The sequence below is a fragment of the Burkholderia cepacia genome, assembly GCF_029962485.1.
GTDB lineage: Bacteria > Pseudomonadota > Gammaproteobacteria > Burkholderiales > Burkholderiaceae > Burkholderia.
In genome coordinates, this window is sequence record NZ_CP073637.1 from 1903981 (window position 1) to 1928345 (window position 24365).

The following is a 24365-nucleotide window of genomic DNA, read 5'->3' on the forward strand; positions in this document are numbered from 1 at the left end:
CTCAATCCTCCAGTTCGCCGGCGATTTGCTTCGCCGCCTTGATGTCCTTCTTCTGCGTCGACTTGTCCCCGCCGCACAACACCACGACGATGATTTTTCCGCGCCGCACGAAGTAGGCACGGTATCCCGGCCCTACGTCGATCTTCATTTCGTTAACGCCGTCACCGACTGCGCGCCACTGGCCGAGGTTGCCGAGCTTCGCCCGCTCGATGCGCAGGCTGATTGCCGCGCTGCCAACCGGGTCGCGAAGCCCATCGAGCCAGTTATCAAATTGAGGGGTCGTCAGGACTTTGAACATGAGGCAATTGTAACCCATAGGGGACACTATAGCTACTGCTTTGTGCGGCTCGCCGGATCGGCGCGCGCCGTTGCTGGACGCGGCGAGGGGCGGCCGAACCCGCGGCCGTTTGCGCATCTTTTCCGCACGGTTTTTCTCGTTACTCGTCGGAGCCGTATGGAGGACCTCCACCGGCGTGCCTATCGACCGTCCTGCGACGGGTCCGACGCCGTCAGCGAGGCCTCTGTAGGGCCGGACAGCGTGCGGGATGGGCATGCCCGGGGACGGCAGGGGGTATCGGCACGCCGGCAGCGCCGGCGCCACCGCGCAGCCCCCTCCCCGCCTGCCCGCTCCATTTGTGGCACTTTCTATGCACCTGGCCGGCGGCCCGCCATCGCCTACTGGCGCGGGCAGCCGGCGGTTTCACATTGCCGGATATCTGTGCGTTTTTCAGTCGGAAATGACATCCGCCAACCCCTGATCCAACCGAAAAACAACCCGCTCCCACCTCAATCCACCTCCAGATCCCCGACCGTTTCCGCTCGCCGCGCGTCCCGCCGCATTCCCGCAGCCTGCCGGCCACGCCGGCCGGCGGACACCACCAAACGAAACGCCACCGGCGCAAAAACCAGCCCGAACATCGTCGCCGCCAGCACGCCTCCAAACGCACCCGTTCCGATCGACCGCCGGCTTTCCGCGCCCGCGCCCGTCGCCAGCACGAGCGGCACGACGCCGAGCAGAAACGCCATCGACGTCATCACGATCGGCCTGAATCGCGCGGCGGCCGCGTCGATCACCGCCTGCCGCAGCGGCACGCCACGCGCGGCCAGGTCCCGTGCGTACTGCACGATCAAAATCGCGTTCTTCGCCGCCAGCCCGACCACGGTGATCATCCCGACCTTGAAGTACACATCGTTCGGCATGCCGCGCGCGAGCGCTGCCGCAATCGCGCCGATCATGCCGAGCGGCACGATCGTCAGCACGGACAGCGGAATCGTCCAGCTTTCGTACAGCGCGGCGAGCGCCATGAAGACCGCGAGCACCGACAGCCCGACGAGCAGCGGCGTCTGCCGCGCGGCGACCTGCTCCTCGCGCGCCGCATCCACCCAGTCAAAGCCGATTCCGGCCGGCAGCCCGCCGGCGAGCCGCTCCATCTCCGCCATCGCCGCGCCCGAACTCGTGCCGGTCGCCGCCCGGCCGCTGATGTCGAGCGACGGATAGCCGTTGTAACGATTCAGCATCACCGGACCGATCGTCCAGTGCGGCGCGGCGATCGCCGATAGCGGCACCATGTCGCCGGTGCGGTTCGGCACGGTCAGCGCCATCAACTGCGTGTCGGTCGTGCGGGCGACCGGCTCGGCCTCGATGATCACGCGCCGCATCCGGCCCGACGCCGGAAAATCGTTGATGTAATTCGAACCGAACGTGCCGCCCAGGAGCCCCGCGATCCGCTCGAACGGTACACCAAGCGCATACGCCTTCGCGCGATCGACATCGAGCTCGATACGCGGCGCGTCAGGCAGGTCTTCGAAATGCACGGCGGCCAGCAGCGGATCCGCCTTCGCGCGTTCGGACAGTTGCTCGCGAGCCGCCTTCAACGTGTCGAGCCCGACCCCGCCGCGATCCTCGAGCCGGAACGTGAAACCGTCGGAATGCCCGATGCCGCGCACCGAGGGCGGCAGCGACGCCTCGACGTCGCCGTCGAGGATCTCGCCGAAACGGCGGTTGAGCCGGTCGCGCAGCGTCATCGCGTCGACATCGCGCTGCGCCCAGTCCTTCAGCTCGACGAACGCCATCCCGACGTTCTGCCCGCTGCCCGCGAAACTCCAGCCGATCACGCTCGTCACGTTCGCGATCGCCGGCTCCGCGCGCAGGATCGTCTCGACACGCTCGACGGTCACGAGTGTGCGCGCCTGCGTCGCGCCGGCCGGCAACTGGATCATCACCTGCAGCTGCCCCTGGTCCTCGGTCGGCAGGAAGCCGCCCGGCATCATCCAGTACAGCAGCCCACAGGCGATCACGAGCGCCGCGTAGACCGCGACGACGATACCGGTGCGCCGCACCGCGAACACGGCAACGCGGCGATAACCGGCCTCGACACGCGTAAAGCCCGCACCGAACCGGTCGGCCAGCCGCGCGCCGATGCCGCGGCGCCGCGCACGGGCGGCCCTGCCGTCGTGCCGCGCGACCGGCTTCAGCAGGTTCGCGCACAGCGCGGGCGTGAGCGACAGCGCCATGAACGACGACACCAGCATCGATGCGATCATCGCCACCGCGAACTGCCGGTAAATACCGCCGACAGTACCGGGGAAAAACGCCATCGGCACGAATACGGCGGTCAGCACCGCGGTCACGCCGACGATCGCCCCGCCGATCCGCTTCATGGCCCGGCGCGTGGCGTCGCGCGGCGACACGCCCTCCTCCATCACGCGGTGCACGCTCTCGACGACGACGATCGCATCGTCGACGAGGATGCCGATCGCCAGCACGAGACCGAACATCGTGAACACGTTGATCGACAGCCCGAACGCCCACATCGCGACGAACGCGCCCATCAGCGTGACCGGAATCACGACCGTCGGCACCAGCGTGTAGCGCAGGTCGCGCAGGAACAGCCACATCACGCAGAACACCAGCACGACCGCCTCGATCAGCGTCAGCACGACCTCGCGGATCGCGATCGTCACGAAATGCGCGCCGTCGAACGGAATCTCGATCGCCACGCCCGGCGGCAACGTCCGCGACAGCTCGGCGAGCCGCGCACGGATCGCGTTCGACGTTTCGAGCGCGTTGCCGCGCGGGCCGAGCTGGATGCCGACCGTCGCGGCCGGGCGGCCGTTCAGCCTTGAATAGAACGAGTAGTCGTCGCGACCGATCTCGACGCGCGCGACGTCGGCGACGCGCACCGCCGAGCCGTCCGTCTTCGACTTCAGCACGATCCGGCCGAACTCGTCCGGCGACGCGAGCTGCCCCTTGACGACGATCTGCGCGGTCAGCTGCTGGCCGCCCGGAAACGGCGCGTCGCCGATCGCACCGGCCGTCACCGTCGCATTCTGCGTGCCGATCGCCGCGATCACGTCGTCGGCGCCGAGGCCGTATTCGCGCAGCTTGTGCGGATCGAGCCAGACCCGCAGCGCCTCGTCGGCGTCCCACAGTTCGGCCGCGCCGACGCCCGGCGCGCGCTTCAGCTCGCGCAGCACGTAGCGGTTCAGGTAATCGCCGAGCTGCGCGGAATCGCGCTGGCCGTCGGTCGACGTCAGCGTGACGAGCATCAGGAACGTGTTCGCCGCCTTGAACACGCCGATCCCCTGCTGGACGACCTGTTGCGGCAACCGCGACTCGACCTGCTTCAGCCGGTTGTTCACGTCGACGAGCGCGATGTCGGGATCGGTGCCCGGCGAAAACGTCACGTCGATCTCGAGGTTGCCGTGACCGTCGCTGCTCGTCTCGTAGTACAGGAGCCCGTCGGCGCCGTCCAGGCTTTCCTCGATGATGCTGCCGACGTCGCCGTCGACCGTCTCGGTCGACGCGCCCGGGTACGCGGCGGTGATCACGACGCGCGGCGGCGCCAGGCGCGGATACTGGGCGATCGGAAGCTGTGGAATCGCGAGTACGCCCGCGACGACGATCGCAAGCGCGACGATCCACGCAAAGACGGGACGATCGATGAAGAACGACGGCATCGACATGCGTCAGCGCACCGCCGGCGTTTCGCCGCACGGCACGCGCGCGGCGTGGGCGCGCTGCGCCCGGTACACGTCAATCATCGGTTCTCTCTCGGGAACCGCGCACCGGCGCCAGCATCGACGACGCAAGCAGTGCACGCGTATACGGATGGGATGGCGCATGCAGCACGTCGAGCGTATCGCCCTCCTCGACCACGCGCCCCGCCTTCATCACGACGACCCGGTGAGCCATCGCACGCATGACCGCGAGATCGTGGGTAATGAACAGGTAGCTCAGTTTGTACTTCTTTTGCAGATTCGTCAGCAGATTCAGCACCTGTTTCTGGATCGACACGTCGAGCGCGCTCGTCGGCTCGTCCAGCACCAGCAGTTCCGGCTCGACCGCCAACGCACGCGCGATCGCGATCCGCTGCCGCTGGCCGCCGGAGAATTCGTGCGGATAACGCAGCATCGACTCGGCCGGCAGGCCAACCTCCTGCAGCAGCGCGGCGATTCGCGCACGCCGCGCGTCGCCGGCCACCTGCGGCCGGTGCACGGCGAGCCCTTCGCCGACGATCTGCTCGACCGTCATTCGCGGCGACAGCGAGCCGAACGGGTCCTGGAACACGACCTGCATCCTGCCGTACAGCGTGCGCCGGCCGCCCGTCGTCCGCAGTGTGTCGAGCGGCATGCCATCGATCTCGATCGCACCGGCAGCCGGCCGCTGCAGGCCGAGCACCGTCGCCGCCAGCGTCGATTTCCCCGAGCCCGACTCGCCGACGATCCCGAGCGTTTCGCCGCGCTTGAGCGACAGCTTGACGTCGTGCACGGCGCGGAACGTCGTCTTGCCGAGCACCGCGCGCCAGCCTTTCGACGCGATGCGGTAATCGACCGCGAGATCGCGCACGTCGAGGATCGTCTGCGCGCCGGCCGCGACGGGCTCGACGGCCCGCTGCGGCGCACTGTCGAGCAGCCGGCGCGTGTACGCATGCTGCGGCGCGGCGAACAGCGCATCGGTCGTATTCGTCTCCACCAGCACGCCCTGCTCCATCACGGCCACGCGCTGCGCGAAGCGCCGCACCAGGTTCAGGTCGTGCGTGATCAGCAGCACGGCCATGCCGCGCGCGGCCGCTTCCTGCTCCTGCAGCTCGATCAGCAGATCGACGATCTGCTGGCGCACCGTCACGTCGAGCGCCGTCGTCGGTTCGTCCGCCAGCAACAGCCGCGGCCGGCACGCGAGCGCCATCGCGATCATCGCGCGCTGGCGCTGCCCGCCCGAGAGCTGATGCGGAAAACTGTCGATCCGCCGCTCCGGCTCCGGAATCCCGGTGCGCCGCAGCAGTGCGATCCCGCGTTCGCGCGCGTCGCCCGGCCGCAGCCCCTCGTGCAACCGCAGGCTCTCCGCGATCTGCTTGCCGATCGTATACAGCGGATTCAGCGCGGTCATCGGCTCCTGGAACACCATCGCGATGTCGGCGCCGCGAATCCCGCGCATCTGCTGTTCGGTTTTCGCGAGCAGATCCTCGCCGTCGAACAGCATCCGCCCCGACAGCGTCGCCTGCTGCGCGAGCCGCAGGATCGACAGCGCCGTCACGCTCTTGCCCGAGCCCGATTCGCCGACGAGCGCAACCCGCTCGCCGCGGCCGATCGACAGGCTCAGGTCCTGCACGGCGGGCTTCGCGCCGAAGCGCGCCGAAAACCCGTCGATCTGCAGCAACGCGTTCGCCATCATCGCCCCCCGCCGAACGCCGAGCCGCGCGAACGCGTGTCGAGCGCGTTGCGCAACGCGTCGCCCATGAACGTGAGCAGCAGCAGCGTCACCACCAGCGCCGCGAAGGCGGAGATCGAGATCCACCATGCATCGAGGTTGTTCTTGCCCTCCTGAAGCAGCTCGCCGAGGCTCGGCGTCGGCGGCTGCACGCCGAGGCCGAGGAAATCGAGGCTCGTCAGCGACAGGATCGCGGCGCTCATCCGGAACGGCAAGAACGTGATCACCGGCGTGAGGCTGTTCGGCAGCACATGGCGCCACATGATCTGCGCATTCGTCAGCCCCATCGTGCGCGCGGCTTTCACGTAATCGAGCATGCGATTGCGCAGGAATTCGGCGCGCACGTAATCGGACAGCACGAGCCAGCCGAACATCGACAGCAGGATGAACAGCAGCCACAGCGACGGCGTGAAGATCGACGCGAAGATGATCAGCAGGTACAGGTCCGGCAGCGCGCTCCAGATCTCGATCAGGCGCTGGCCGATCAGGTCGGTACGCCCGCCGTAGAAGCCCTGCAGCGCGCCCGTCAGCACGCCGACCAGCACGCCCGACACGGTCAGCGCGAACGCCATCAGCACCGACAGCCGGAACCCGTACAGCAGTCGCGCGAGCACGTCGCGCCCGAACTGGTCGGTGCCGAGCCAGTTGCTCGACGACGGCGGCGCCGGATACGGCCGCGACGCAAAGTAGTCGATCGTGTCGTAGCGGTACCGGTTCGGCGGATAGACCGCGAAATTGCCGTGCGACTCGAGCTTCGCGCGAATGTACGGGTCGAGGTAGTTCGTCTTCGCGGGAAAGTCGCCGCCGAACTCGGTCTCCGGATAGTCCTTCACGATCGGAAAGTAATAGTGCCCTTCGTAGCGCACGAGCAGCGGCCGGTCGTTCGACAGGCCATCGGCGCACAGACTGAGCGCGAACAGCACGACGAAGATCACGAGGCTCGCATAGCCGAGCGGCTGCGCGCGAAAGCGCTGCCACGTGCGCCGCCACGGTGAAGGCGACGGCGCGCACGCGCGCTCAGTGGTCCAGGCGGCTGAACTGGATACGGGGGTCGACGAGGACATAGCAGATATCCGCGATGAGCTTGGTCAGCAGACCGATCAGGGTGAACAGGAACAGCGAGCCGAGCACGACCGGATAGTCGCGACGGATCACCGCGTCGTACGACAGTTGCCCCATCCCGTCGAGCGAGAACAGCGTCTCGATCAGCAGGTTGCCGTTCAGGAACGCGCCGACGAATGCCGCCGGCAGCCCGGTGAGCAGCGGGATCGCCGCATTGCGCAGCACGTGCTTCCACAGCACGTCGCGCTCCGGCGCCCCCTTCGCCCGCGCGGTCAGCACGTACTGCCGGCCGATTTCCTCGAGGAACGTGTTCTTCGTCAGGATCGTGACGATCGCGAAGTTGCCGATCACAGCCGCCGTGACGGGCATCACGATGTGCCACAGATAGTCGAGTGTCTTGCCGACCATCGTCAGGTCGTCGAAGTTGTCCGACGTGAGCCCGCGCATCGGGAACACCTGCCAGAACGTGCCGCCGCCGAACAGCATCAGCAGCAGCACGCCGAGCACGAAGCCCGGCACCGCGTAGCCGGTCAGCACCAGCACGCTCGTCACGGTGTCGAACCGCGAGCCGTTGCGCACCGCCTTCGCGATGCCGAGCGGCACCGACACGAGATACGTGAGGATCACCGTCCATAACCCGAGCGTGATCGAGACCGGCAGCTTCGAACGGATCACCGCCCATACGCTGCGATGCGCGAAGTAGGACTGGCCGAGGTCGAACGTCGCATAGCTTTTCAGCATCAGCAGGTAGCGCTCGAGCGGCGGCTTGTCGAAGCCGAACTGCTTGCGGATCTGCGCGATCTGCTGCGGATCGACGCCCTGGCTGCCGTGATAGCCGCCCCCGCCTCCGCCCGCGTCGCCCCCGCGTGCGCTGCCGTGCCGCAACTGCGCGAGGACCTGCTCGACCGGGCCGCCCGGCACGAACTGCGTGACCGCGAACGTGATCGTCACGACCCCGACCAGCGTCGGAATCATCAGCAACAGCCGCCTCAATATGTATGCCAGCATCGTTGTTCCTCGTCAGGCCGCCGGTGCAGGCTGTGCGGCCGGCTTCTTCACGTACCAGTAGTCGATGATCCAGTCCTCATATTGATAGGAGTCCGGCACGATTGCCGGATGACCGAGCGTCGCCTTGTACCCGATCCGCGCATTCGGCAGGTAGTACTGCGGAATCAGCACGTACAGGTTGATCAGCACGCGGTCGAGCGCGTGCGTGGCCGTCTCGAGATCGTCGAGCGTGTCGGCCGCGAGCGCCGCGCGGATCAGTGCATCGACGGCCTTCGACTTCACGCCCGGATAGTTCTCGGAGCCCGGCTGCGACGCTGCCGCGCTGCCGAAGCGGCGCGTCAGCTCCGCGCCGGGGATCGTCACGGGCAGGTAGATGTAGGTCGTCATGTCGTACTCGAAATTGTCGAGCCGCTTCAGGTAGACGGCGCTGTCGATCTCGTGCAGGTACGCGTGGATGCCGAGCGTCGCGAGCGCCTGCGTGTACGGCAGGATCAGGCGGTCCATGCCGGGCTGGTCGTCGATGATCTCGATCGTCATCGGCGTGCCGTTCGCATCGCGCAGCGCGCCGTCCCGGTAGTGCCAGCCGGCCTGCTCGAGCAGGTCGCGCGCTTCCTTCAGATTCGCGCGCAGCGAGCCGGGCGGCAGCGTCGACGGCTGGCCGATCATCGGGCCGAACACGGTCGGCGGCAAGATCGACCGGTACGGTTCGAGCAGCGCGAGCTCCTTCGCGCTCGGCACGCCGGACGCCGCGAACGGGCTCGCCTCCCAGAAGCTGCTGGTGCGGCGGTACTGCCCGTAGAACATCATCCGGCTCATCCAGTCGAAGTCGAACGCCAGCGCGAGCGCATGCCGCACGCGCGCGTCCTGGAACATCGGCTTGCGCAGGTTCATCAGGAAGCCCTGCATCTGCGCGGGTCCGTCCGGGAATTCGCCCTTCTTCAGCATGCCGTTGCGGAAATTCTTGCCGACGTACTTGCGCGCCCATTGCGTCGAGCTGTATTCCATCCGCGCGTCGACGTCGCCGGCCTTGAACGCTTCGAGCGACGTGTACTGGTCCAGGTACAGCTTGAACGACACGTGGGCGAAGCGGAACATGCCACGCCGCGACGGCAGGTTCGCGGCCCAGTAGTGCGGGTTGCGCACGTAGCGGATCTGCTTGTCGTTCCTGCGCTGCTCGATCAGGTACGCACCGCTCGCGATCGGCGGCACGGTCGCGATCTGGTCGAACGGCGGCCGTGTGCCGTCCGCGCGTTGCCCCCATTTCGGCGAGAACACCGGCAAGTCGCCCGCGATCAGCGCCGCGTCGCGCTCCGCGTGCTTGAACTCGAAGCGGATCGTGTGGCCGTCGACCACCACCGCGCGCTTGATGATCGAGAACTGCGCGTTGTAGAGCGGCGACGCCTGCGGGCTCGTCAGCGTGTCGAACGAATACTTGACGTCTGCCGCGGTGATCGTGTCGCCGTTCGAGAAGCGCGCGGCCGGGTTGAGGTGGAACGTTGCGGACAGCCGGTCCGGCGCGACCTCGACGTCGTCGGCGATCAGCGCGTATTCGGACGCGAGTTCGTCCCAGCTGCGCTGCATCAGCGTGTCGAACATCAGGTTCTTGATGTCGGGCGCGGGCGAGCCGCGCACGAGGAACGGATTCAGCGAATCGTAGCTTTGCGCTTCGTCGTAGTTCTCGAAATCGAGCGTGCCGGTGTCGGGCGCGTTCACGTCCGCGTAGTCGAAATGCGTGAAGTCCGGCGGATACTTCGGCTGGTCGTATTGCGAGATCGCCGGCACCGCGAGCGCGGCCCGCGGCATCGCACCGCCCGACGCGAGCAGCACCACGCAGGCGAACAGCGCGACCCGTACGCCGTCGCGCAGTCGCGCGTGCGCGCGCATCGGGCGCGTGTGGCGCGTGTGGTGCGACACGCGTGCCCATCGCCATTTCAACAATGTCATGGTCAGTCTGTCCGGAAGCGTGCGAGCGCGAAGCCTGCGCGCGGTCGATGCCTGTGCCGGACGCCGCGTGCTGGCCGCGTCCCGCCGGTAGTTCATGGTGCAAACGATCGAAACACTGCGCCGTCGCGCGCCCCGGTTGCGGGCTCGCGTGGCGCCAGGCGAAAAAGGGCCGCTCCAATTAAAGGGGGGGGTGTGGACGTGGAGCGGCCCGTCCAAGCCTGTCAATCCATCGCGGCCTCCGTCAGAACTTGTACGTTGCGCCGACCTGCGCGAACCGGCCGATGTACGAATACACCGACGTGTCGTACCCGCTCTGGTCCAGCGTGCCGTTCGCGAAGATCGGATCGTACGGCGGCGTGCGGTTGAAGATGTTGTTGATGCCGCCGTAGATCGTCCAGTTCTTGAAGCCCGTGTACGTCATCATCAGGTTGAACTGGCTGTACGAACCGACCTTCGACGGCGCGGGCGCCGGCAGCAGGTTCTGCGCATACGGGCCCGTGAACTCCCACGTCAGCGCCGCATCGAACTTCCGGTAGTTCCAGTCCAGCGTCGTGTTGCCGCGCCAGCGCGGGAAGCTGCCGCCGAACGGCTGAGTGATCGTGAAGTTGTTGCCCGCGCCGTTGACCGGCGTACCGCCCGGGAAGCCGATCTTGTAGCTGTTGATGTACGCCCAGTCGCCCGACAGCGTGATCGTGCCCCAGCCCTTGAGCGGCAGGCCCTGGCGGAACGTGCCCTCGAAGCCGTTCGTGTCGAGGTAGCCGAGGTTCTGGTACGGGATCACCTTGTACAGCAGCTGGCCCGTCGTCGGATCGGTCACGACCTGCGACGGCGTGCCCTGGCCGATCACGTTGTCGATGCGGATCTTGTACCAGTCGAAGCCGAGATCCGTGTAGCGGCTCGGCGACACCTGGAAGCCGATGTTGAAGTTGCGCGTGCGTTCCGGCGCCAGGTTCGGGTTGCCGACGGTGATCGACGTGTAGTTCTGGCCCGTGGCCGGATCGACCTGGATGCCGAGCGTCTGCGACTTGCTGTCCTCGACGAAGGTCGGCGCGCGGAAGCCGCGGTTGTACGACGTATACAGCGTGAGCGCCTTGATCGGCTGGTAGCGCAACGCGAAGCGCGGCGAGAAGGCGCCGCCCACGTCCGTGTAGTGGTCGTAGCGACCGGCCTGGCTGAACGTCAGGTTCTCGAGGATCGGCACGTTGATCTGGTAATAGACGGCCGCGACGTTGCGCTGGCCGTTCACCGTCTCGAGGTCCGGCGTGATGACCGCCCCGCTCAGGTATTCGGAGCCCGGCGTCAGCACTTCGCTCTGGTGCGTGAACTGCGCGCCGAAGCCGATACCGACGTCGCCGGCCGGCAGATGGAACAGGTTCGGCGTCGACAGCGTCGCGTCGATCGTGTCGAGCTTCGAGATGCCGAGGTTGTTCGCTTCCTGGTACAGCCCGTTGAACGCGTTCGGCGTGGCCGCCGGGTTCGCGAAATTCAGCGTGCCGTTCTGGTAGATGTTGTTCAGCGCATTGACGTTCAGCTGGTTCGTGAACACGTTCGACACCGTGCTCTGCGAATGACTGACCGACGTCGCCCAGTCCCAGTCGCCGTACGGCAGCGTGAACGACCCCTTGATGCCGGCGGCCGCGCGCCAGTAGTTGGCCCAGGTCTTTTGCGCGACCGTGTTCGGAAACGCGTAGGTGAGCGGCGTGGCCGCGCCCGTCGTGTTGTACGGGTTGCTGACCGGCACCGTGTAGTTGAACGGCGACAGCAGCTTCGTCTGCGGATTCCAGACGAGCGCCGGGTTCTGCGAGTTGCCGATCACGTTGTTCCACAGGCCGTCGTTGGTCGTGGTCGTGTTGTAGCTCTCGAGGAAATCCGCGAACGCGGTCGTCTTGTCGTCGATCTTGAAGTCCGCATGGAGCTTCGCGTTCAGGCGCTCGGTCATCGGCAGGATCGACGTGCTTTCGGCGGTGTTGTACGCGCAGACCGTGCCCGGCGAGCCGGCCGACAGCGAATTCGACGCGGCCGGATGGACCGAGCCGCCGAACGGGCAGCCCCCGCTCAGCGCCTGTGCGACGCCGCCGGGCATGTTCCAGTACGACGGCGCGAGCAGCGAGAAGCCGCCCGGCTTGCCGGTGAAGTCCTGGTTGCGCGTCGAATCGCGGTCGGCCAGCGTGAAGCCGTTCGACTTGTAGTAGCTGAGCGCGGCCGTCACGTTGAAGCGGTCGGCGTCCAGGTCGCCGAAGCCGCCGAGCACGCCGAACTTCATCGTGCCGTCGCCGTTACCGGCGTTGATCGCGCTGCCGAGGCTGCCGTCGAGCTGCAGGCCGCGGAAATTGTGTTTCGTGATGATGTTGACCACACCGCCGATCGCGTCCGAACCGTACTGCGACACGGCGCCCGTCTTCACGATTTCGATCCGCTCGATATCGTTGAGCGGGATCGTGTTGAGGTCGAAGAACGAATCGACGCTATTCGAAAAGAACGCGTACGGCGCGACGCGCTGGCCGTCGACCATCACGAGCGTGTACTTCTCGGAGAGGCCGCGCAGCGCGATGCCGGCTGCGCCGGCCGCAAAGTTGCCCGATTGCCCTTCGCCCCAGCTGTTCGCCGAGTTGGCCGCCGCGTCGCGCAGGAAGTCGGTGACGGTCACCGCGCCGCTGGCCTGGATTTCCTTCGGCGTGATCGTCTGCACCTGCTGGAAACCCGTCTTGTCGGCCTGCCGGATCAGCGAACCCGTCACTTCGAAGCGCTTGATCTGCGCGACCTTGCCCTGCCCGTTCGAACCGGGTGCGGCGGGCGTTGCTTCGGCCGCTGCACCGGATGCCGCATCGGGCGCCGCAGCCCCCGTTGCAGCGGCGGCGCCGGCCGTCCCGCCCGCCTGTGCGACGGTCACGGGCGCGCCGTTCGCGACCGCATCCGCGACCGCGACGGCGCCCGGCGCCGGCTGGCTCTGGGCGAACGCCGGCGGCGCCAGTGCGGCCGTCAACGCGAGTTCCGCCCAGACTATCCTCTTGATGGCCAACGCCAACACTCTCTGCTTCATCTTGTTCCCTCTCGCTCGTAGTAAGACCCCACCTGCTGTGCGCCGGAACCTTGTGAATTCCTTGCGCGTCCTGGGTGCCCGTGTACCGGAACCCGCGATTGCCACTCATTCGACCGCCATGACGCGAACGGATCGGCCTCGGGGCACCAGTGCCATTCAGCACGACCGGTTTTTCTGATTTTGATTCGCCATACTAATTACCTACAATGAGCGCATTGCCTGCTTCTTCCCGACCCGACGGACGGCGCGTCCTGCTGCACGCCCCTCCTTCGATCGGATACTTCTCCTTCGTCGCGGCCCGACGTGCGGCCGCCGCCGCTAGAACAGCCTCGGCGTGCCGACCCAGACGATCACCGCTTCTTCGTCGGCCGTGTTGTGCCACGCATGCGGCATCGTCGACTCGTAATGCGCGGTGTCGCCCTCGTTCAGCGTGAACGTGCAGTCCTCGAGTGTCAGCGCGACCTGCCCGCGCATCACGTAGACGAACTCCTCGCCCGCATGCGTGGTCATCTCGGACGGCGACTGCCCTGCCGGCATCCTGACGAGGATCGCGTCGAGCTTGCGGCCATCGACCAGGTTCGTCAGCCGGGCGAACAGGCTCGTCGAGTTCGCGAACTGGAAATACTGCAGCGCATTGCCGCGACATACCGAACGCGCTTCCGTCGGCGTGTCGATGAAGTACTGCATCGTCACGCCCAGCGCCTTCGCGATCCGGACCAGCGACGTGATCGACGGCGTTGCCCGCCCGCGTTCGACCTGCGACAGGAACGGCTTCGAAATGCCGGCGATGCCGGCGGTTTCGTCGAGCGTAAGTTTCAGGCGCTGGCGCAGCGCCCGGATCTTGTTGCCTAGCGACACGGCGACGAGCACCGACTCATCAGGGGGCACAACCATGGATGAACTGAGCCTCGCAGTCGAAATCGGTTTGATGTCGGCGATCCTTGACCGATGCGACGATGCGCACCGCCCGGCGCGATACGCGCCCGCGCACGGCAGCCGCGTGCGGACGGTGCGCGGCGCAGCACGGCACCGTCTCGGCCGGTCCTCGCTCGTCTCGCATATTTCATTCGGTTTACTAACTAACAAGATTGCCCCTTTTCCCTGTCTGACCTGACCGTCATGCACCGAAACGCTCGCGGCAGCACACCGCTTGCCGACCCGCGCCCGCAGCGTGCGCCGGCGCCCTGTCGTTGCGTTACCGGGATGCCACTGCCGTCCACAGCCTGGCCAGGTCACCGGAACCGTCGGTCCCCTTGACCGTGCGCAGCACCTGGACCGCGTGCGCCTTCTGGCCGGCCACGTAGTACGCCTCGCCGAGCCGCAGTCGCGCCGCGTCGGGATGTTCGAGGCCACCCTTCGCGATTGCCTGCTCCATCATCGGCAGCCCCTGCTGCGCCTGGCCCGCAAAGACGAGGTTCATGCCCGTGTCGAGCGGCGTTGCCGGCGTCGCGGCGTCTCCGCCCGCTTGCGCGCGCTTCGCGGCAAGCGCCTGCAGCCGTTTCTCGCGGTCCGCCTGCGCGTCCTTGCCGAGTACGCCCGACGCGAACCCCTGGTCGATCACCTGCTTGCCTTCCGCCGGCGATCCCGCAACCAGCGCGAGCTGCGTCATCTCCATGTACGCGTCGGCCGTCGCGAGCGATCCCGTCGCGCGCCGCAACCGGTAGATATCGAGGTCGAGCGACGACAGATACCCGGGCGTGCCGCGAATGGCCGTGATCATTTCGTCCCAGTACGCGGGGCTCGGATGATAGGCCACCAGCAGCCCGAGCGCACCGCGATACGCATTGCCGTCCTTCACTTTCTGCGCGCACGTCGCGAGCATCTGCAACTGCCCCTCGTCCGGTGCGTGCCCGCCGCTCGCCTGCGCATCGGTGCTCGCCTTCAACTGGCTCACGACCGGCGCGCAATCGTTCGACAGGTAATACGACTGCGTGAGCAGCGTGCGCATTTCGGGATCCGTGCCGCCTGCCTTCAGGTAACGCTGGGCGATCCGGATCGCCAGCGGGTAATTCTTCTGCTGGAAGTAGATGCCGGCCAGCGCGGCCGTCGTCCGCTGCTCGTCCTCGCCCGACAGCCGCCCCGAGCTCAGTACCGTCTCGTAGGCCTGCGCGGCCGTGCCCGTCTCGCCGGCCGCCATGGCTGCAGCGCCGCGCATCTCTTCCACCATGTACGTTTCGTACGGTGTCCGGTTTGGCACGGCAGCCGCCTGGGCGATCTTGCCGAGCGCGTCGCGATACTTGTGCGCGCGGTACAGCTCCTGCGCCGCCGCGAGCGGTTTCGCCACATCCGGCCGCAGCGCGTCCGCCGGCAATGCCGGCCGGCCGAGCGTGCAGGCCGCGCCGAGCGCCGTCACCGCCATGATCCGTTTCCATCGTCGCTGGTTCATCGGCTCGTCCGTTTCGTCATTGCATGAACTGTTCGTTACCGATCAGGCCGATCTTGGTCGCGCCCACGCGTTGCGCCGACGCCAGCACGGCCGCCACGTCCTTGTACGGCACCAGCTTGTTCGGTCGCAAGTGGATCTCCGCCTGCACGGGTTCCGCCGCGACCTGGGTCAGTTTCGCCTCGAGCGCCGAACGGTCCGGCACCGGTGCGCCGTTCCATGTCGTCGTGCCGTCGAAGTCGATGTCGATCTGCACGACTTCCGGCGGCGTGGCCGGCGGCGGCGGGTTGCCGACCGGCAGGTCCATCTTCACCGAATGCATCTGGATCGGAATCGTGATGATCAGCATGATCAGCAGCACCAGCATCACGTCGATCAGCGGCGTGGTGTTGATGTCGACCATCACTTCCGGTTCCGCATTGCTCCCGCCCGAAGGCACGTTCATCCCCATCGTCGACTCCTGTCGACCCACGTTAGCGCTTTAGCGCTTACGTGGGTCCCATGCTTTGCGGTCGACCCACGTTGGCGCTTTAGCGCTTACGTGGGTCCCATGCTTTGCGGTCGACCCACGTTAGCGCTTTAGCACTTACGTGGGTCCCATGCTTTGCGGTCGACCCACGTTAGCGCTTTAGCGCTTACGCGGGTCCCATGCCTTGCGGTCGACCCACGTTAGCGCTTTAGCACTTACGCGGGCCCCATGCCTTGCAGCCGACCCACATTAGCGCTTTAGCACTTACGCGGGCCCCATGCCTTGCAGCCGATCCGCGTCGCCACCTAACCGCCGCGTGCCGGCGGCTCCGTAATGAATGACAGCTTCGCGATTCCCGCGCGCTCGCACATCGTGACCACCCGGCCGATGAACTCGTAGCGCGTGTTCTGGTCGCCCCGCACGTGCACGCTCGGCTGGGGCTGCTGCTGCGACACGCCCTTCAGCTTCGCGAGCAGCGTCGGCGCGTCCACCAGCTGCTCGCCCCAGAAGAAATCGCCGTCGCGATTCACCGCGATCTCGATACTTTTCGGCGTCGTCTGCAGCGGCTGCACCGTCTCCTTCGGCAGCTGAAGCTGGATCGTGTGCGTCACGACCGGAATCGTGATCAGGAAGATGATCAGCAACACCAGCATCACGTCGACGAGCGGCGTCGTGTTGATGTTGGCGATCACCTCGTCGCTATCGTCCTGCCCGACGTTCATGGCCATCGCGCGTCTCCGTCAGCCGGTCAGTTCGCGAGCGAAGCCGCCGGCGACGCCGCGCGCACCGGGCGCCGGTTGCCGGCCAGCAGCACGGTGTGCAGCTGTGCGCCGAAGTTGCGAACCCGCTCCATCACCGACTTGTTGCGCCGGACCAGGAAGTTGTAGCCGAGCACCGCCGGCACCGCGACGGCAAGGCCGATCGCGGTCATGATGAGCGCCTCGCCCACCGGGCCCGCGACCTTGTCGATCGACGCCTGGCCCGCGATGCCGATCGCGGTCAGCGCGTGATAGATCCCCCAGACCGTGCCGAACAGCCCGACGAACGGGGCGGTCGACCCCACCGTGGCCAGGAACGCAAGCCCGTCCTGCATCCGGTTCGACACGTTCGTGATCGAGCGCTCGACCGACACGTCGATCCACGTGTTGCGGTCCACCGCTTCGAGCAGCGCGTCTTCGTGATGCTCGCCGGCTTCGATCGCGGTTTCGGCGATAAAGCGGAACGGCGACGCCTCGTCGAGCAGCCTGGCGCCCTCGGCCAGGGACGGTGCGGTCCAGAGCTGCGCGTCGGCCAGTTTCGCGCGCCGGTTCGCACGCAACTGCTCCAGGAACTTCGTGATCATGATGTACCAGCTTCCCATCGACATGATCACCAGCAGGATCAGCACGAAACGTGCGACGAAGTCGCCGTTCTTCCATAGCGCGCCGAGCCCGTACGGATTCTCGACCGCTTCCGTCGTGGCCGGCGCGGGCGGCGGCGCAGGCTCGGCGGCGGCCGGCACCGGAGCCGGCGCGGCCGACGGCGCCGCGGCCTGCGCCGATGTATTGGCCGCCCCGCTGGCTTGCGCATGGGCGAGCTGCGGCGCAACGAACCCGTCGACCACGGCGACGGACATCAACATGCTTGCCGCCAGCGCGGCCAGTGAACGCTTCGTCATACCCCACTCCAGTTCTTTCGTTGAACTTAATACCTAAGTTCGAGACGGTTTTCCCCGACCCGGCTCGCGCCGGGTCGCCCACTGCATCAATTCAGATTGAACGAGAACGGCACCTGGACCCGCACCGACTGGCCCTGTGCGACGCATTTGAACCGTTTCACGGTGTTGAACGCGGCGCGATCGAGGATCGGATCCGCGGACTGCGCGACGCGCTCGTTCGTGATGTTCCCTTCCGCATCCACGACAAACTCGATCGTCACGTCACCCGTGATGTTGTTTTCCTGTGCTTCCTTCGGATACTGGATCGACGCGCGCAGCGTGTCCGAATTCGGGCAGACGACCCCGACGTCATGGCTAACCGGCTTGGCCGGCGCCGGAGGCGCCACCACCGGCGCCTGCACGGCCGGCGCGGACGGCACCGGGGCCGACTGGTGCGTGATCGTCGCCTGGGGCGGCGCCTGCACCTGCACTTCCGGCGGCGGCACGAACGGCGGCGGCGGCGGCGCGAATTTCGGCGGCGGGAGTTTGACCACGGGCATCGGCGGTGGCGGCGGCGGCTTGACCGGCTCGATGATGCGGGTTTCGATCGGATGCTGGATCACCTGCACGACTTTCGTCGCGAGGCCGTTGAGCAGCGCGTAGATCAGCACTGCATGCAGCACCAGGACGATCCCGATGCCGCCGAACCGGCGCACCGGGTTCTGCTGCTTCTTGCCGAACTCTCTCGGACGCCCCAGCGTGGCCAGTCCGCTGTTCGATGTAGCCAGATGTTCTTCGACTTTCATGCCCACCATCCATCCCCCAAGCGATTCGCCCAGTTTCGGGTTGCGGCCGGCAGCGCAGCCAGGTCGGCAGCGCCACCGCATCACCCCGAAAATTTCATTTCAAATTCAATTAGCAATCCGAATTGAAAGAATTACATTCGAATTTCAATTAATTCTTTTCAAGGAATCGTTCCGGCCGGCGCGGCCCGGCTTTACGCCGGAAAACCACGCGCCTGCACGGTCAGGCAATTGTCAGCTGAGCTGGCGCCACCTCGTATTTCGTATGACGATTCGCCGTTCGTTACGCGGTGATGTCAATGGCGCCGTTCACTTGGGTGCAGAAGATAGCAAGGAAAAAATTTTGTCGTCAAACTTTATTTGATGCCCAAATACAAAGTTTGGAGGGTTTATTCAAATAATATTCCGGTAAGCACAAATCAAGTTTTTATTATTCAAATGGTAATTGATTTGTATGGGTATATTCGAAACCGGATATTAAACCCTTCCGACATAGATAAACGCATATTTCCCGCGTCGCAGCAAAAGTGACCGGCATTGGAGGCAACGAACCGAACGCATTCCGTCACCTCGCCAATGCCGGCAGCGGTCGTTCGACGCCCTCGTCACCGGTGTGGAGTCGCGCCAACATCGCATGCAGCGACACGTCGATGGCGTGACGCATCACTCGAAATATAAATAGGAATCCGACATAACACAGGCAATATGAAGATCGATCAAATCATCACAATACCACTTCGCATATCAAATTAACTGGTTTGAACAACACGCCTTTGACAGGCACACGCCCCTTCATCGGCGCGCACGCATGCGCGCCGCCTTCGCACGTCACCGCATTCGCCGTCCCGTCAGGACAGCATCATCCCCTGCATCTTGTGCGAAAAATGCGCGCGCTCGGCCGTCTCCATCAGCATCAGGAATTCGTCCTGCATCATGTGGATCAAGGCTTCGTGGTCGCCGGCCTCGAAATAGACTTCCGGCTGCTGCGCGAGACGTTCCTCGAGGAACGTCTTCATCCCGTACGCCATGCAGACCGGCGGCAACGCGCCCATGTCGCAATCCTTGAACAGCTCGCGCAATTCGACCTCCCGGGCGAGCACGAGATGGCGTCCCGTCTTCACCCAGAGATCCGACAGGCGCACCGCGTGCGTCGTCGGCAATACGGCGGCGACGTAGCCCTCGTCGTCCTCGAGGAGCACGGTTTTCGCGAGGCGATCGCCGGGGATATGCGCGGCGGCGGCCGTCTCCATGCTCGTATGGCTATAGGGGTGGTACACGACTTCGTACCGGGATGACTTCTGGCGCAGGCAATCCTGCAGGGTGGCTGATACAGGCATGGCACACCTCGTCTGGGCGAATCGGGCGAACGGAGTTCGCTCCGGATTTGTTCAGCATAGGTCGCATTCCGGCCAATGGAAACGCCGTCGCGCAGCACCGGCCCGGGTAGCCCGACACGCGGTTCCGCTCCCTGTTCGCGCGGCCCGCGCGCCGTCGCCGGCATGTGAAATCCGTGCCCGGAATATGCCTGGCAGGCCCTCTTTTCCTGCAGACGAATTCGGCTAGCAAGTGTGGCGGCGCGAATGCACCCATCAATGTGCGGGCGCCGCAAAACCGGACCGTTAGTTGCGTTTATGCGGAAACGCAAACCGATAACGCGCACATGTCGTCACGCCGTCCGACACGCGAAAGCCCGCCGCAGTGCCGGGCAAACCGCGCCGCCCAAGGCCGCACGGTGCCCTATACTGAGCCGGCCGCCTGCGATCCGGCGGCACCCACCCACTCCGGGAGCGATCATGCATTACCAGTTGATCTACGAACTCGTCGACGATTACCTGTCGCGGCGCGAACCGTTCCGTGCGCAGCATCTCGCGCTCGCGCAGGCCGCGACCGAGCGCGGCGAACTCGTGCTCGCCGGCGCGCTGGCGGAACCGGCCGACCAGGCCGTGCTCGTATTTGAAGGCGATTCGCCGGAGGCGGCCGAATCGTTCGCGCGCGCCGATCCGTACGTACAGAACGGGCTCGTGAAATCGTGGCGCGTGCGGCCGTGGCGCGTCGTGATCGGCAAGCACGCGCCGCGCTAGGTGCGCGGCGCGCCTACAGCCAACCTGCCCGCTTGAAACGCCACCACAGCGCGAAGTCGGCGACGACCATCACCGCGATGCAGCCGTAGAAGCCGTATTTCAGGTGCAGCTCGGGCATGTTCGCGAAGTTCATCCCGTAGATGCCGGCGATCATCGTCGGTATCGCGAACAGCGCGGCGAACGAGCCGAGCCGCTTCGTCACTTCGCTCTCGGCGAGCGAAATCATCCCGAGGTTGACCTGGATCGCCGTGACGACCATCTCGCGGCGTCCTTCGATCGTCTTCACGATCCGCTGCAGATGGTCGTACACGTCGCGAAAATACGCGGCCATCCCGCTGCACACTTGCGGAACGCGCCCGCCGGTCAGCTTCGCGAGCGGCTCCATCAGCGGCGCCGTGTGCTGGTACAGCAACACGAGCCGGCGTTTCAGCGAATAGAGATCCTCGATGATCGCGCGCGACGACGCCGGTGTCGCCTTCGCGAAGATGCGGTCCTCGAGTTCCTCGAGTTCGGCGCCAAGCGTTTCGAGGATCGGGAAATAGCGGTCGACGACCTGGTCCATCAGCGCATAGAACACGAATGCCGACCCCTCCTGCAGCAGATGCGGCTCGCGCTCGCAGCGCTTGCGCACTTCGCGGAAATCCTGCTCGCTATGGTTGCGGATCGACAGCACGTAGTTCGGGCCGACGAATACATTCAGTTCGCCGACCTTGAATTCGCCATCCTCGTCGAGCTCGACCGTATGCAGCACGGCGAACAACGAATCGCCATACTCCTCGATCTTCGGCCGCTGATGCCCTTTTCGGGCATCCTCGAGTGCGAGCTCGTGCAGTCCGAACTCCTCGCCCATCAGGTCGATTTCCTCGGGCGTCGGATCCTTCAGCGCGACCCACACGAAGCACTCGGGCTTCGACACGTAGTCGCTGATGGCGTCGATATCGATGTCGGCCAGCTTGCGGCCATCCTGGTATGCAGCGCAGTTGATCAGCATGTTGTCCGTGATGTTGCGATTTGCGCATCAGTTTACCGGTTTGCTGCGCGGGCGGCCCGGCTTGCACGGCACGCCGATATTGGTCATGATCGGGCTGCGTGCGCTGCAGCACGCACACCGGGGTACTTCGACAGGCCCGCGGCACCTGCGTTGCGCGACGCACAACGCCCGCGCGGCCCGACCGTCAAGGAGGCAGACCTATGTGGTATTTCTCGTGGATACTCGGCATCGGCGTGGCGCTCGGCTTCGGCATCATCAACGCGATGTGGCTGGAAGCGGAAGTGTTCTCGCGCGGCGACAAGCCCAACGACGCGTCGAGCCCGCGGCCGGGAGGCAAGGCTTCGTGACGCATCTGGTGTTCTTCTGCGGTCATGCCGGCACCGGCAAGACCACGCTCGCGAAGCGGCTCATCGGGCCGCTGATGCGCGCGACCGGCGAAGCATTCTGCCTGCTCGACAAGGACACGCTGTACGGCCGCTACAGTTCGGCCGCGATGGGCGCGCTCACGGAAGATCCGAACGATCGCGACAGCCCGCTCTACCTGAAGCACCTGCGCGATCCCGAGTACCATGGCCTGCTCGACACGGCTCGTGAAAATCTCGCGCTCGGCATCGGCGCGATCGTCGTCGGCCCGCTGTCGCGCGAAGTACGCGACCGGCGCATCCTCGACCGCGCGTGGCTCGGCATCGCGCCCGACATCGCGCTGACGGTCGTCTGGGTCCACACGTCGGAAGACGTCGCACACGCGCGAATCGTCGCGCGCGGCAACCCGAACGATGCGTACAAGCTCACTCACTGGGACGAATACCGGCAGCGCCGCTTCGTGCCGACCGGCCACGAATGCGACGGCATCGTGATGTTCGACAACACCGCGCCGTCCGACGCGGACGTCGACGCACTGCTGTACCGCATCGTGCCGCCCCCGCAACCCTCGACGATCGTCCCGCCGCTACCGGCCTGAGCGCGCCGCCCGGCCCGCTTCCCGCTTTCTGCTCTTCCCCAAAAAACAACGCCGGAAGCGCTGCTGCGCTCCCGGCGTCGTACGGCCCTCGTGCCAGAGGCTGGCGGTCGGTCAGGCAACCGCGTGCGCGCGCTCCATCGTGCCGCCTTCGTACAGCTTGCCGAAGCGGTTCGACAGGAACGCCTTCAGCGACACCTTTTCCTGCGGGATGAAACCGCTCTGCGGCAGCTTCTTCTCGCGGAACAGATCCAGCACCGCGCACATCGCGCCGGCCGTCGTGATCTGGATCGCGCTCATGTGCATCCCGCACACGTCCTTCGCGAAGATCTTGCGCGTGAACACGTCCTGCACGAGCTGGCCGTCCTTCACGCCCGTCACCGTGATGAACACGAGCACGACGTCCTGCTTCGTCGACGGCACCGCACGGCGCATGATCGACTTCAGCGTGTCGCGGTCGGTCGACAGGCGCAGGTCTTCGAGCAGGAACTGCACGAGATCGCGGTGGCCCGGGTAGCGCACCGACTTGTAGTCGAGCGTCTCGACCTTGCCCGACAGCGTCTCGCACAGCGTGCCGAGGCCGCCCGACGTGTTGAACGCTTCGTATTCGGTACCGTCGAGCGAGAAGTGCTCGAGGCCTTCGAGCGGCTGCACCCACTGCTTGCGGCCGTCGCGGATCGCTTCGCACGGCTGGCAGTATTCGTTGATCAGGCCGTCGACGCTCCACGTCAGGTTGTACTTCAACGCGTTGGTCGGATACTCGGGCAACGCGCCGACGCGCATCTTCACGTCGCGCACTTCGCTGAAGCCGTTCACCAGCTCATGCGCGGCGAGACCGATGAAGCCCGGTGCGAGGCCGCACTGCGGCATGAACGCACGGTCGGAGCCTTCGGCCAGTTCGCGGATCGCGTGGGTCGCGCGCACGTCTTCGGTCAGGTCGAAGTAATGGACGCCGGCAGCCTTCGCGGCAGCGGCGACGTTGACCGCGAGGTAGTACGGCAGCGCGTTGACGAGCGCATCGAAGCCCTTCACTGCTTCACGAATCGCGTTCGCGTCGGCCGAATCGACCCGTTGCGTCGCGATGCCTTCGCGCGACAGCTTCGCGAGCGCATCCGCATCGCGGTCGAACGCGACGACTTCGTAGTCGCCCGTTTCACGCAGCATGTGAGCAATGGTGTGGCCGATCAGACCTGCGCCGACGATGGCGATTTTCATGCGCTTATCTCCTGATGATGGGTTGGTGTTGTGAACGGCGTTGAGCCATGAACACAGTTTAGGGACGCGCAAAATCAGTTCCAAGACGAAGAATGATGCGAAACGACTGATAATTTCGACGTTGTGACGACACTTTTCGTCGAAACGTCGAAACGGGGGTTTTTCACCCGCTGTCGGCCCGCTATGGCTGGCCTAAGTCTCGCGATTCAGACTGCATGCCGATCACCCGATTTCCAAGGAGGCATCGCATGCAATCCCTGCCCGTCAACCGCACGTCGCACTGGCTGAACAAGGTGCCCGACGTTGCGCTGTCGTTCTGGATCATCAAGATCATGTCGACCACGGTCGGCGAAACCGGCGCCGACTTTCTCGCGGTCAACGCGGGCCTCGGCCAGAACGTCACGCGCATCGCGATGGCGTCGCTGCTCGCGATCGCGCTGTGGCTGCAGTTGCGCACACGCCGCTACGTGCCGTGGATCTACTGGCTCACGGTGGTGCTCGTCAGCATCGTCGGCACGCAGATCACCGACCTGCTCACCGACGGCCTGAACGTCAGCCTCTATGCGAGCACCGCCGCGTTTGCCGTCGCGCTCGCCGCGATCTTCTTCGTCTGGCATCGCGTCGAAGGCACGCTGTCGATCGAAACGATTGTCACGCCGCGGCGCGAGTTGTTCTACTGGGCCGCGATCCTCTGCACGTTCGCGCTCGGCACCGCCGCCGGCGATCTCGCGACCGAGGCGCTCGGGCTCGGCTTCACGCTCGGCGCGCTGTGCTTCGGTGCATTGATCGCGGCCGTGTTCGCGATGTGGCGGCTCGGCGCGAACGCGGTGCTGGCGTTCTGGATCGCCTACATCCTGACGCGCCCGTTTGGCGCGTCGCTCGGCGATCTGCTCACGCAGGCCCGCACGTATGGCGGGCTCGGTTTCGGCGCCGCGTGGACGAGCCTGCTGTTCCTGACCGTGATCGTGCTGCTCGTCGCCGTCGCGCAATTCGGCAGCGGCGCGCACACGCGTGCCGGCGCCGCCGAATGACACCCTTTTCCTTCCGTTCATTGCATCGAGGACA

General features: G+C 65.8%; 22 protein-coding genes. 6 read left to right on the forward strand and 16 right to left on the reverse strand.

Features of this window, described 5'->3' with window-relative positions:
• Nucleotide 1: 1 nt before the first annotated feature.
• From KEC55_RS08825 to KEC55_RS08860, 8 genes are all read right to left on the reverse strand, one after another.
• Nucleotides 2-298 (reverse strand): type II toxin-antitoxin system RelE/ParE family toxin, encoded by a 297-nt coding sequence (locus tag KEC55_RS08825; protein ID WP_282505042.1) that lies wholly within the window; start codon nucleotides 296-298, stop codon nucleotides 2-4.
• A 488-nt stretch (nucleotides 299-786) separates the two neighbouring features.
• Entirely contained in the window at nucleotides 787-3960 is a 3174-nt protein-coding gene (locus KEC55_RS08830) for a multidrug efflux RND transporter permease subunit (RefSeq protein ID WP_282507508.1), read from the reverse strand.
• A gap of 76 nt (nucleotides 3961-4036) precedes the next feature.
• A complete protein-coding gene (locus KEC55_RS08835) occupies nucleotides 4037-5671 on the reverse strand; it encodes an ABC transporter ATP-binding protein (protein WP_282507509.1) in 1635 nt (544 codons plus the stop codon).
• Entirely contained in the window at nucleotides 5671-6774 is a 1104-nt protein-coding gene (locus tag KEC55_RS08840) for an ABC transporter permease (RefSeq protein WP_282505044.1), read from the reverse strand. Before KEC55_RS08840 ends, KEC55_RS08835 begins: the two co-directional genes overlap by 1 nt.
• Nucleotides 6728-7780 (reverse strand): microcin C ABC transporter permease YejB, encoded by a 1053-nt coding sequence (locus KEC55_RS08845; RefSeq protein ID WP_282505046.1) that lies wholly within the window; start codon nucleotides 7778-7780, stop codon nucleotides 6728-6730. The genes KEC55_RS08840 and KEC55_RS08845 overlap by 47 nt, the downstream gene beginning before the upstream one ends.
• A gap of 12 nt (nucleotides 7781-7792) precedes the next feature.
• Nucleotides 7793-9724: an extracellular solute-binding protein gene (locus KEC55_RS08850; protein ID WP_282505047.1), complete on the reverse strand. Its 1932-nt coding sequence runs from the start codon at nucleotides 9722-9724 to the stop codon at nucleotides 7793-7795.
• Between the two features lie 241 nt (nucleotides 9725-9965).
• The gene (locus KEC55_RS08855) at nucleotides 9966-12764 is read right to left on the reverse strand and encodes a TonB-dependent receptor (RefSeq protein WP_282505049.1); all 2799 of its coding nucleotides are present in this window, start codon (nucleotides 12762-12764) and stop codon (nucleotides 9966-9968) included.
• Between the two features lie 318 nt (nucleotides 12765-13082).
• Complete coding sequence (locus KEC55_RS08860; protein ID WP_282505051.1) at nucleotides 13083-13658, reverse strand: helix-turn-helix domain-containing protein; 576 nt, start codon at nucleotides 13656-13658, stop codon at nucleotides 13083-13085.
• On the opposite strand from KEC55_RS08860, the gene KEC55_RS08865 reads away from it, so the two are divergent.
• Nucleotides 13657-13878: a hypothetical protein gene (locus KEC55_RS08865; protein WP_282505053.1), complete on the forward strand. Its 222-nt coding sequence runs from the start codon at nucleotides 13657-13659 to the stop codon at nucleotides 13876-13878. The genes KEC55_RS08860 and KEC55_RS08865 overlap by 2 nt on opposite strands.
• 81 nt (nucleotides 13879-13959) lie before the next feature.
• Here the strand turns inward: KEC55_RS08865 and KEC55_RS08870 are convergent, their stop codons facing one another.
• The 5 genes from KEC55_RS08870 to KEC55_RS08890 all read right to left on the reverse strand — a co-directional run bounded on the left by KEC55_RS08870 (nucleotide 13960) and on the right by KEC55_RS08890 (nucleotide 18058).
• The gene (locus KEC55_RS08870; RefSeq protein WP_282505054.1) at nucleotides 13960-15150 is read right to left on the reverse strand and encodes a tetratricopeptide repeat protein; all 1191 of its coding nucleotides are present in this window, start codon (nucleotides 15148-15150) and stop codon (nucleotides 13960-13962) included.
• Between the two features lie 16 nt (nucleotides 15151-15166).
• Nucleotides 15167-15598, reverse strand: a complete 432-nt coding sequence (locus tag KEC55_RS08875) for an ExbD/TolR family protein (RefSeq protein WP_059663605.1) — start codon at nucleotides 15596-15598, stop codon at nucleotides 15167-15169.
• Between the two features lie 323 nt (nucleotides 15599-15921).
• The gene (locus KEC55_RS08880; RefSeq protein WP_048250972.1) at nucleotides 15922-16344 is read right to left on the reverse strand and encodes an ExbD/TolR family protein; all 423 of its coding nucleotides are present in this window, start codon (nucleotides 16342-16344) and stop codon (nucleotides 15922-15924) included.
• Nucleotides 16345-16364: 20 nt separating this feature from the next.
• On the reverse strand, nucleotides 16365-17273 hold the full coding sequence (locus KEC55_RS08885; protein ID WP_282505056.1) for a MotA/TolQ/ExbB proton channel family protein: 909 nt from the start codon (nucleotides 17271-17273) through the stop codon (nucleotides 16365-16367).
• Nucleotides 17274-17359: 86 nt separating this feature from the next.
• A complete protein-coding gene (locus KEC55_RS08890; protein WP_124451891.1) occupies nucleotides 17360-18058 on the reverse strand; it encodes an energy transducer TonB in 699 nt (232 codons plus the stop codon).
• Between KEC55_RS08890 and KEC55_RS08895 the strand changes: the two genes are divergently transcribed.
• Nucleotides 18057-18419 carry a hypothetical protein gene (locus tag KEC55_RS08895; RefSeq protein WP_282505058.1) on the forward strand — a complete coding sequence of 121 codons (363 nt, stop codon included), beginning with the start codon at nucleotides 18057-18059 and terminating at the stop codon, nucleotides 18417-18419. The genes KEC55_RS08890 and KEC55_RS08895 overlap by 2 nt on opposite strands.
• A gap of 484 nt (nucleotides 18420-18903) precedes the next feature.
• Here KEC55_RS08895 and KEC55_RS08900 read toward each other — a convergent pair whose 3' ends face one another.
• Nucleotides 18904-19392, reverse strand: coding sequence for an aminoacyl-tRNA deacylase (locus tag KEC55_RS08900; protein ID WP_059234117.1), 489 nt, complete (start codon nucleotides 19390-19392; stop codon nucleotides 18904-18906).
• A gap of 456 nt (nucleotides 19393-19848) precedes the next feature.
• Between KEC55_RS08900 and KEC55_RS08905 the strand changes: the two genes are divergently transcribed.
• On the forward strand, nucleotides 19849-20136 hold the full coding sequence (locus KEC55_RS08905; protein WP_176047942.1) for a YciI-like protein: 288 nt from the start codon (nucleotides 19849-19851) through the stop codon (nucleotides 20134-20136).
• 13 nt (nucleotides 20137-20149) lie between these two features.
• On the opposite strand, the gene corA is transcribed toward KEC55_RS08905, so the two are convergent.
• Entirely contained in the window at nucleotides 20150-21127 is a 978-nt protein-coding gene (gene corA, locus KEC55_RS08910) for a magnesium/cobalt transporter CorA (protein WP_282505062.1), read from the reverse strand.
• Between the two features lie 200 nt (nucleotides 21128-21327).
• On the opposite strand from corA, the gene cydX reads away from it, so the two are divergent.
• Together cydX and KEC55_RS08920 are read left to right on the forward strand one after the other, a co-directional pair.
• Complete coding sequence (cydX, locus tag KEC55_RS08915) at nucleotides 21328-21474, forward strand: cytochrome bd-I oxidase subunit CydX (RefSeq protein WP_176047940.1); 147 nt, start codon at nucleotides 21328-21330, stop codon at nucleotides 21472-21474.
• Complete coding sequence (locus KEC55_RS08920; RefSeq protein WP_282505064.1) at nucleotides 21471-22088, forward strand: AAA family ATPase; 618 nt, start codon at nucleotides 21471-21473, stop codon at nucleotides 22086-22088. The genes cydX and KEC55_RS08920 overlap by 4 nt, the downstream gene beginning before the upstream one ends.
• 111 nt (nucleotides 22089-22199) lie before the next feature.
• Here KEC55_RS08920 and KEC55_RS08925 read toward each other — a convergent pair whose 3' ends face one another.
• Complete coding sequence (locus KEC55_RS08925; protein WP_043182990.1) at nucleotides 22200-23300, reverse strand: saccharopine dehydrogenase family protein; 1101 nt, start codon at nucleotides 23298-23300, stop codon at nucleotides 22200-22202.
• A 248-nt stretch (nucleotides 23301-23548) separates the two neighbouring features.
• Here KEC55_RS08925 and KEC55_RS08930 point away from each other — a divergent pair, with 248 nt between their 5' ends.
• Nucleotides 23549-24331: a COG4705 family protein gene (locus tag KEC55_RS08930; RefSeq protein WP_282505066.1), complete on the forward strand. Its 783-nt coding sequence runs from the start codon at nucleotides 23549-23551 to the stop codon at nucleotides 24329-24331.
• The last annotated feature ends 34 nt before the right edge of the window (nucleotides 24332-24365 follow it).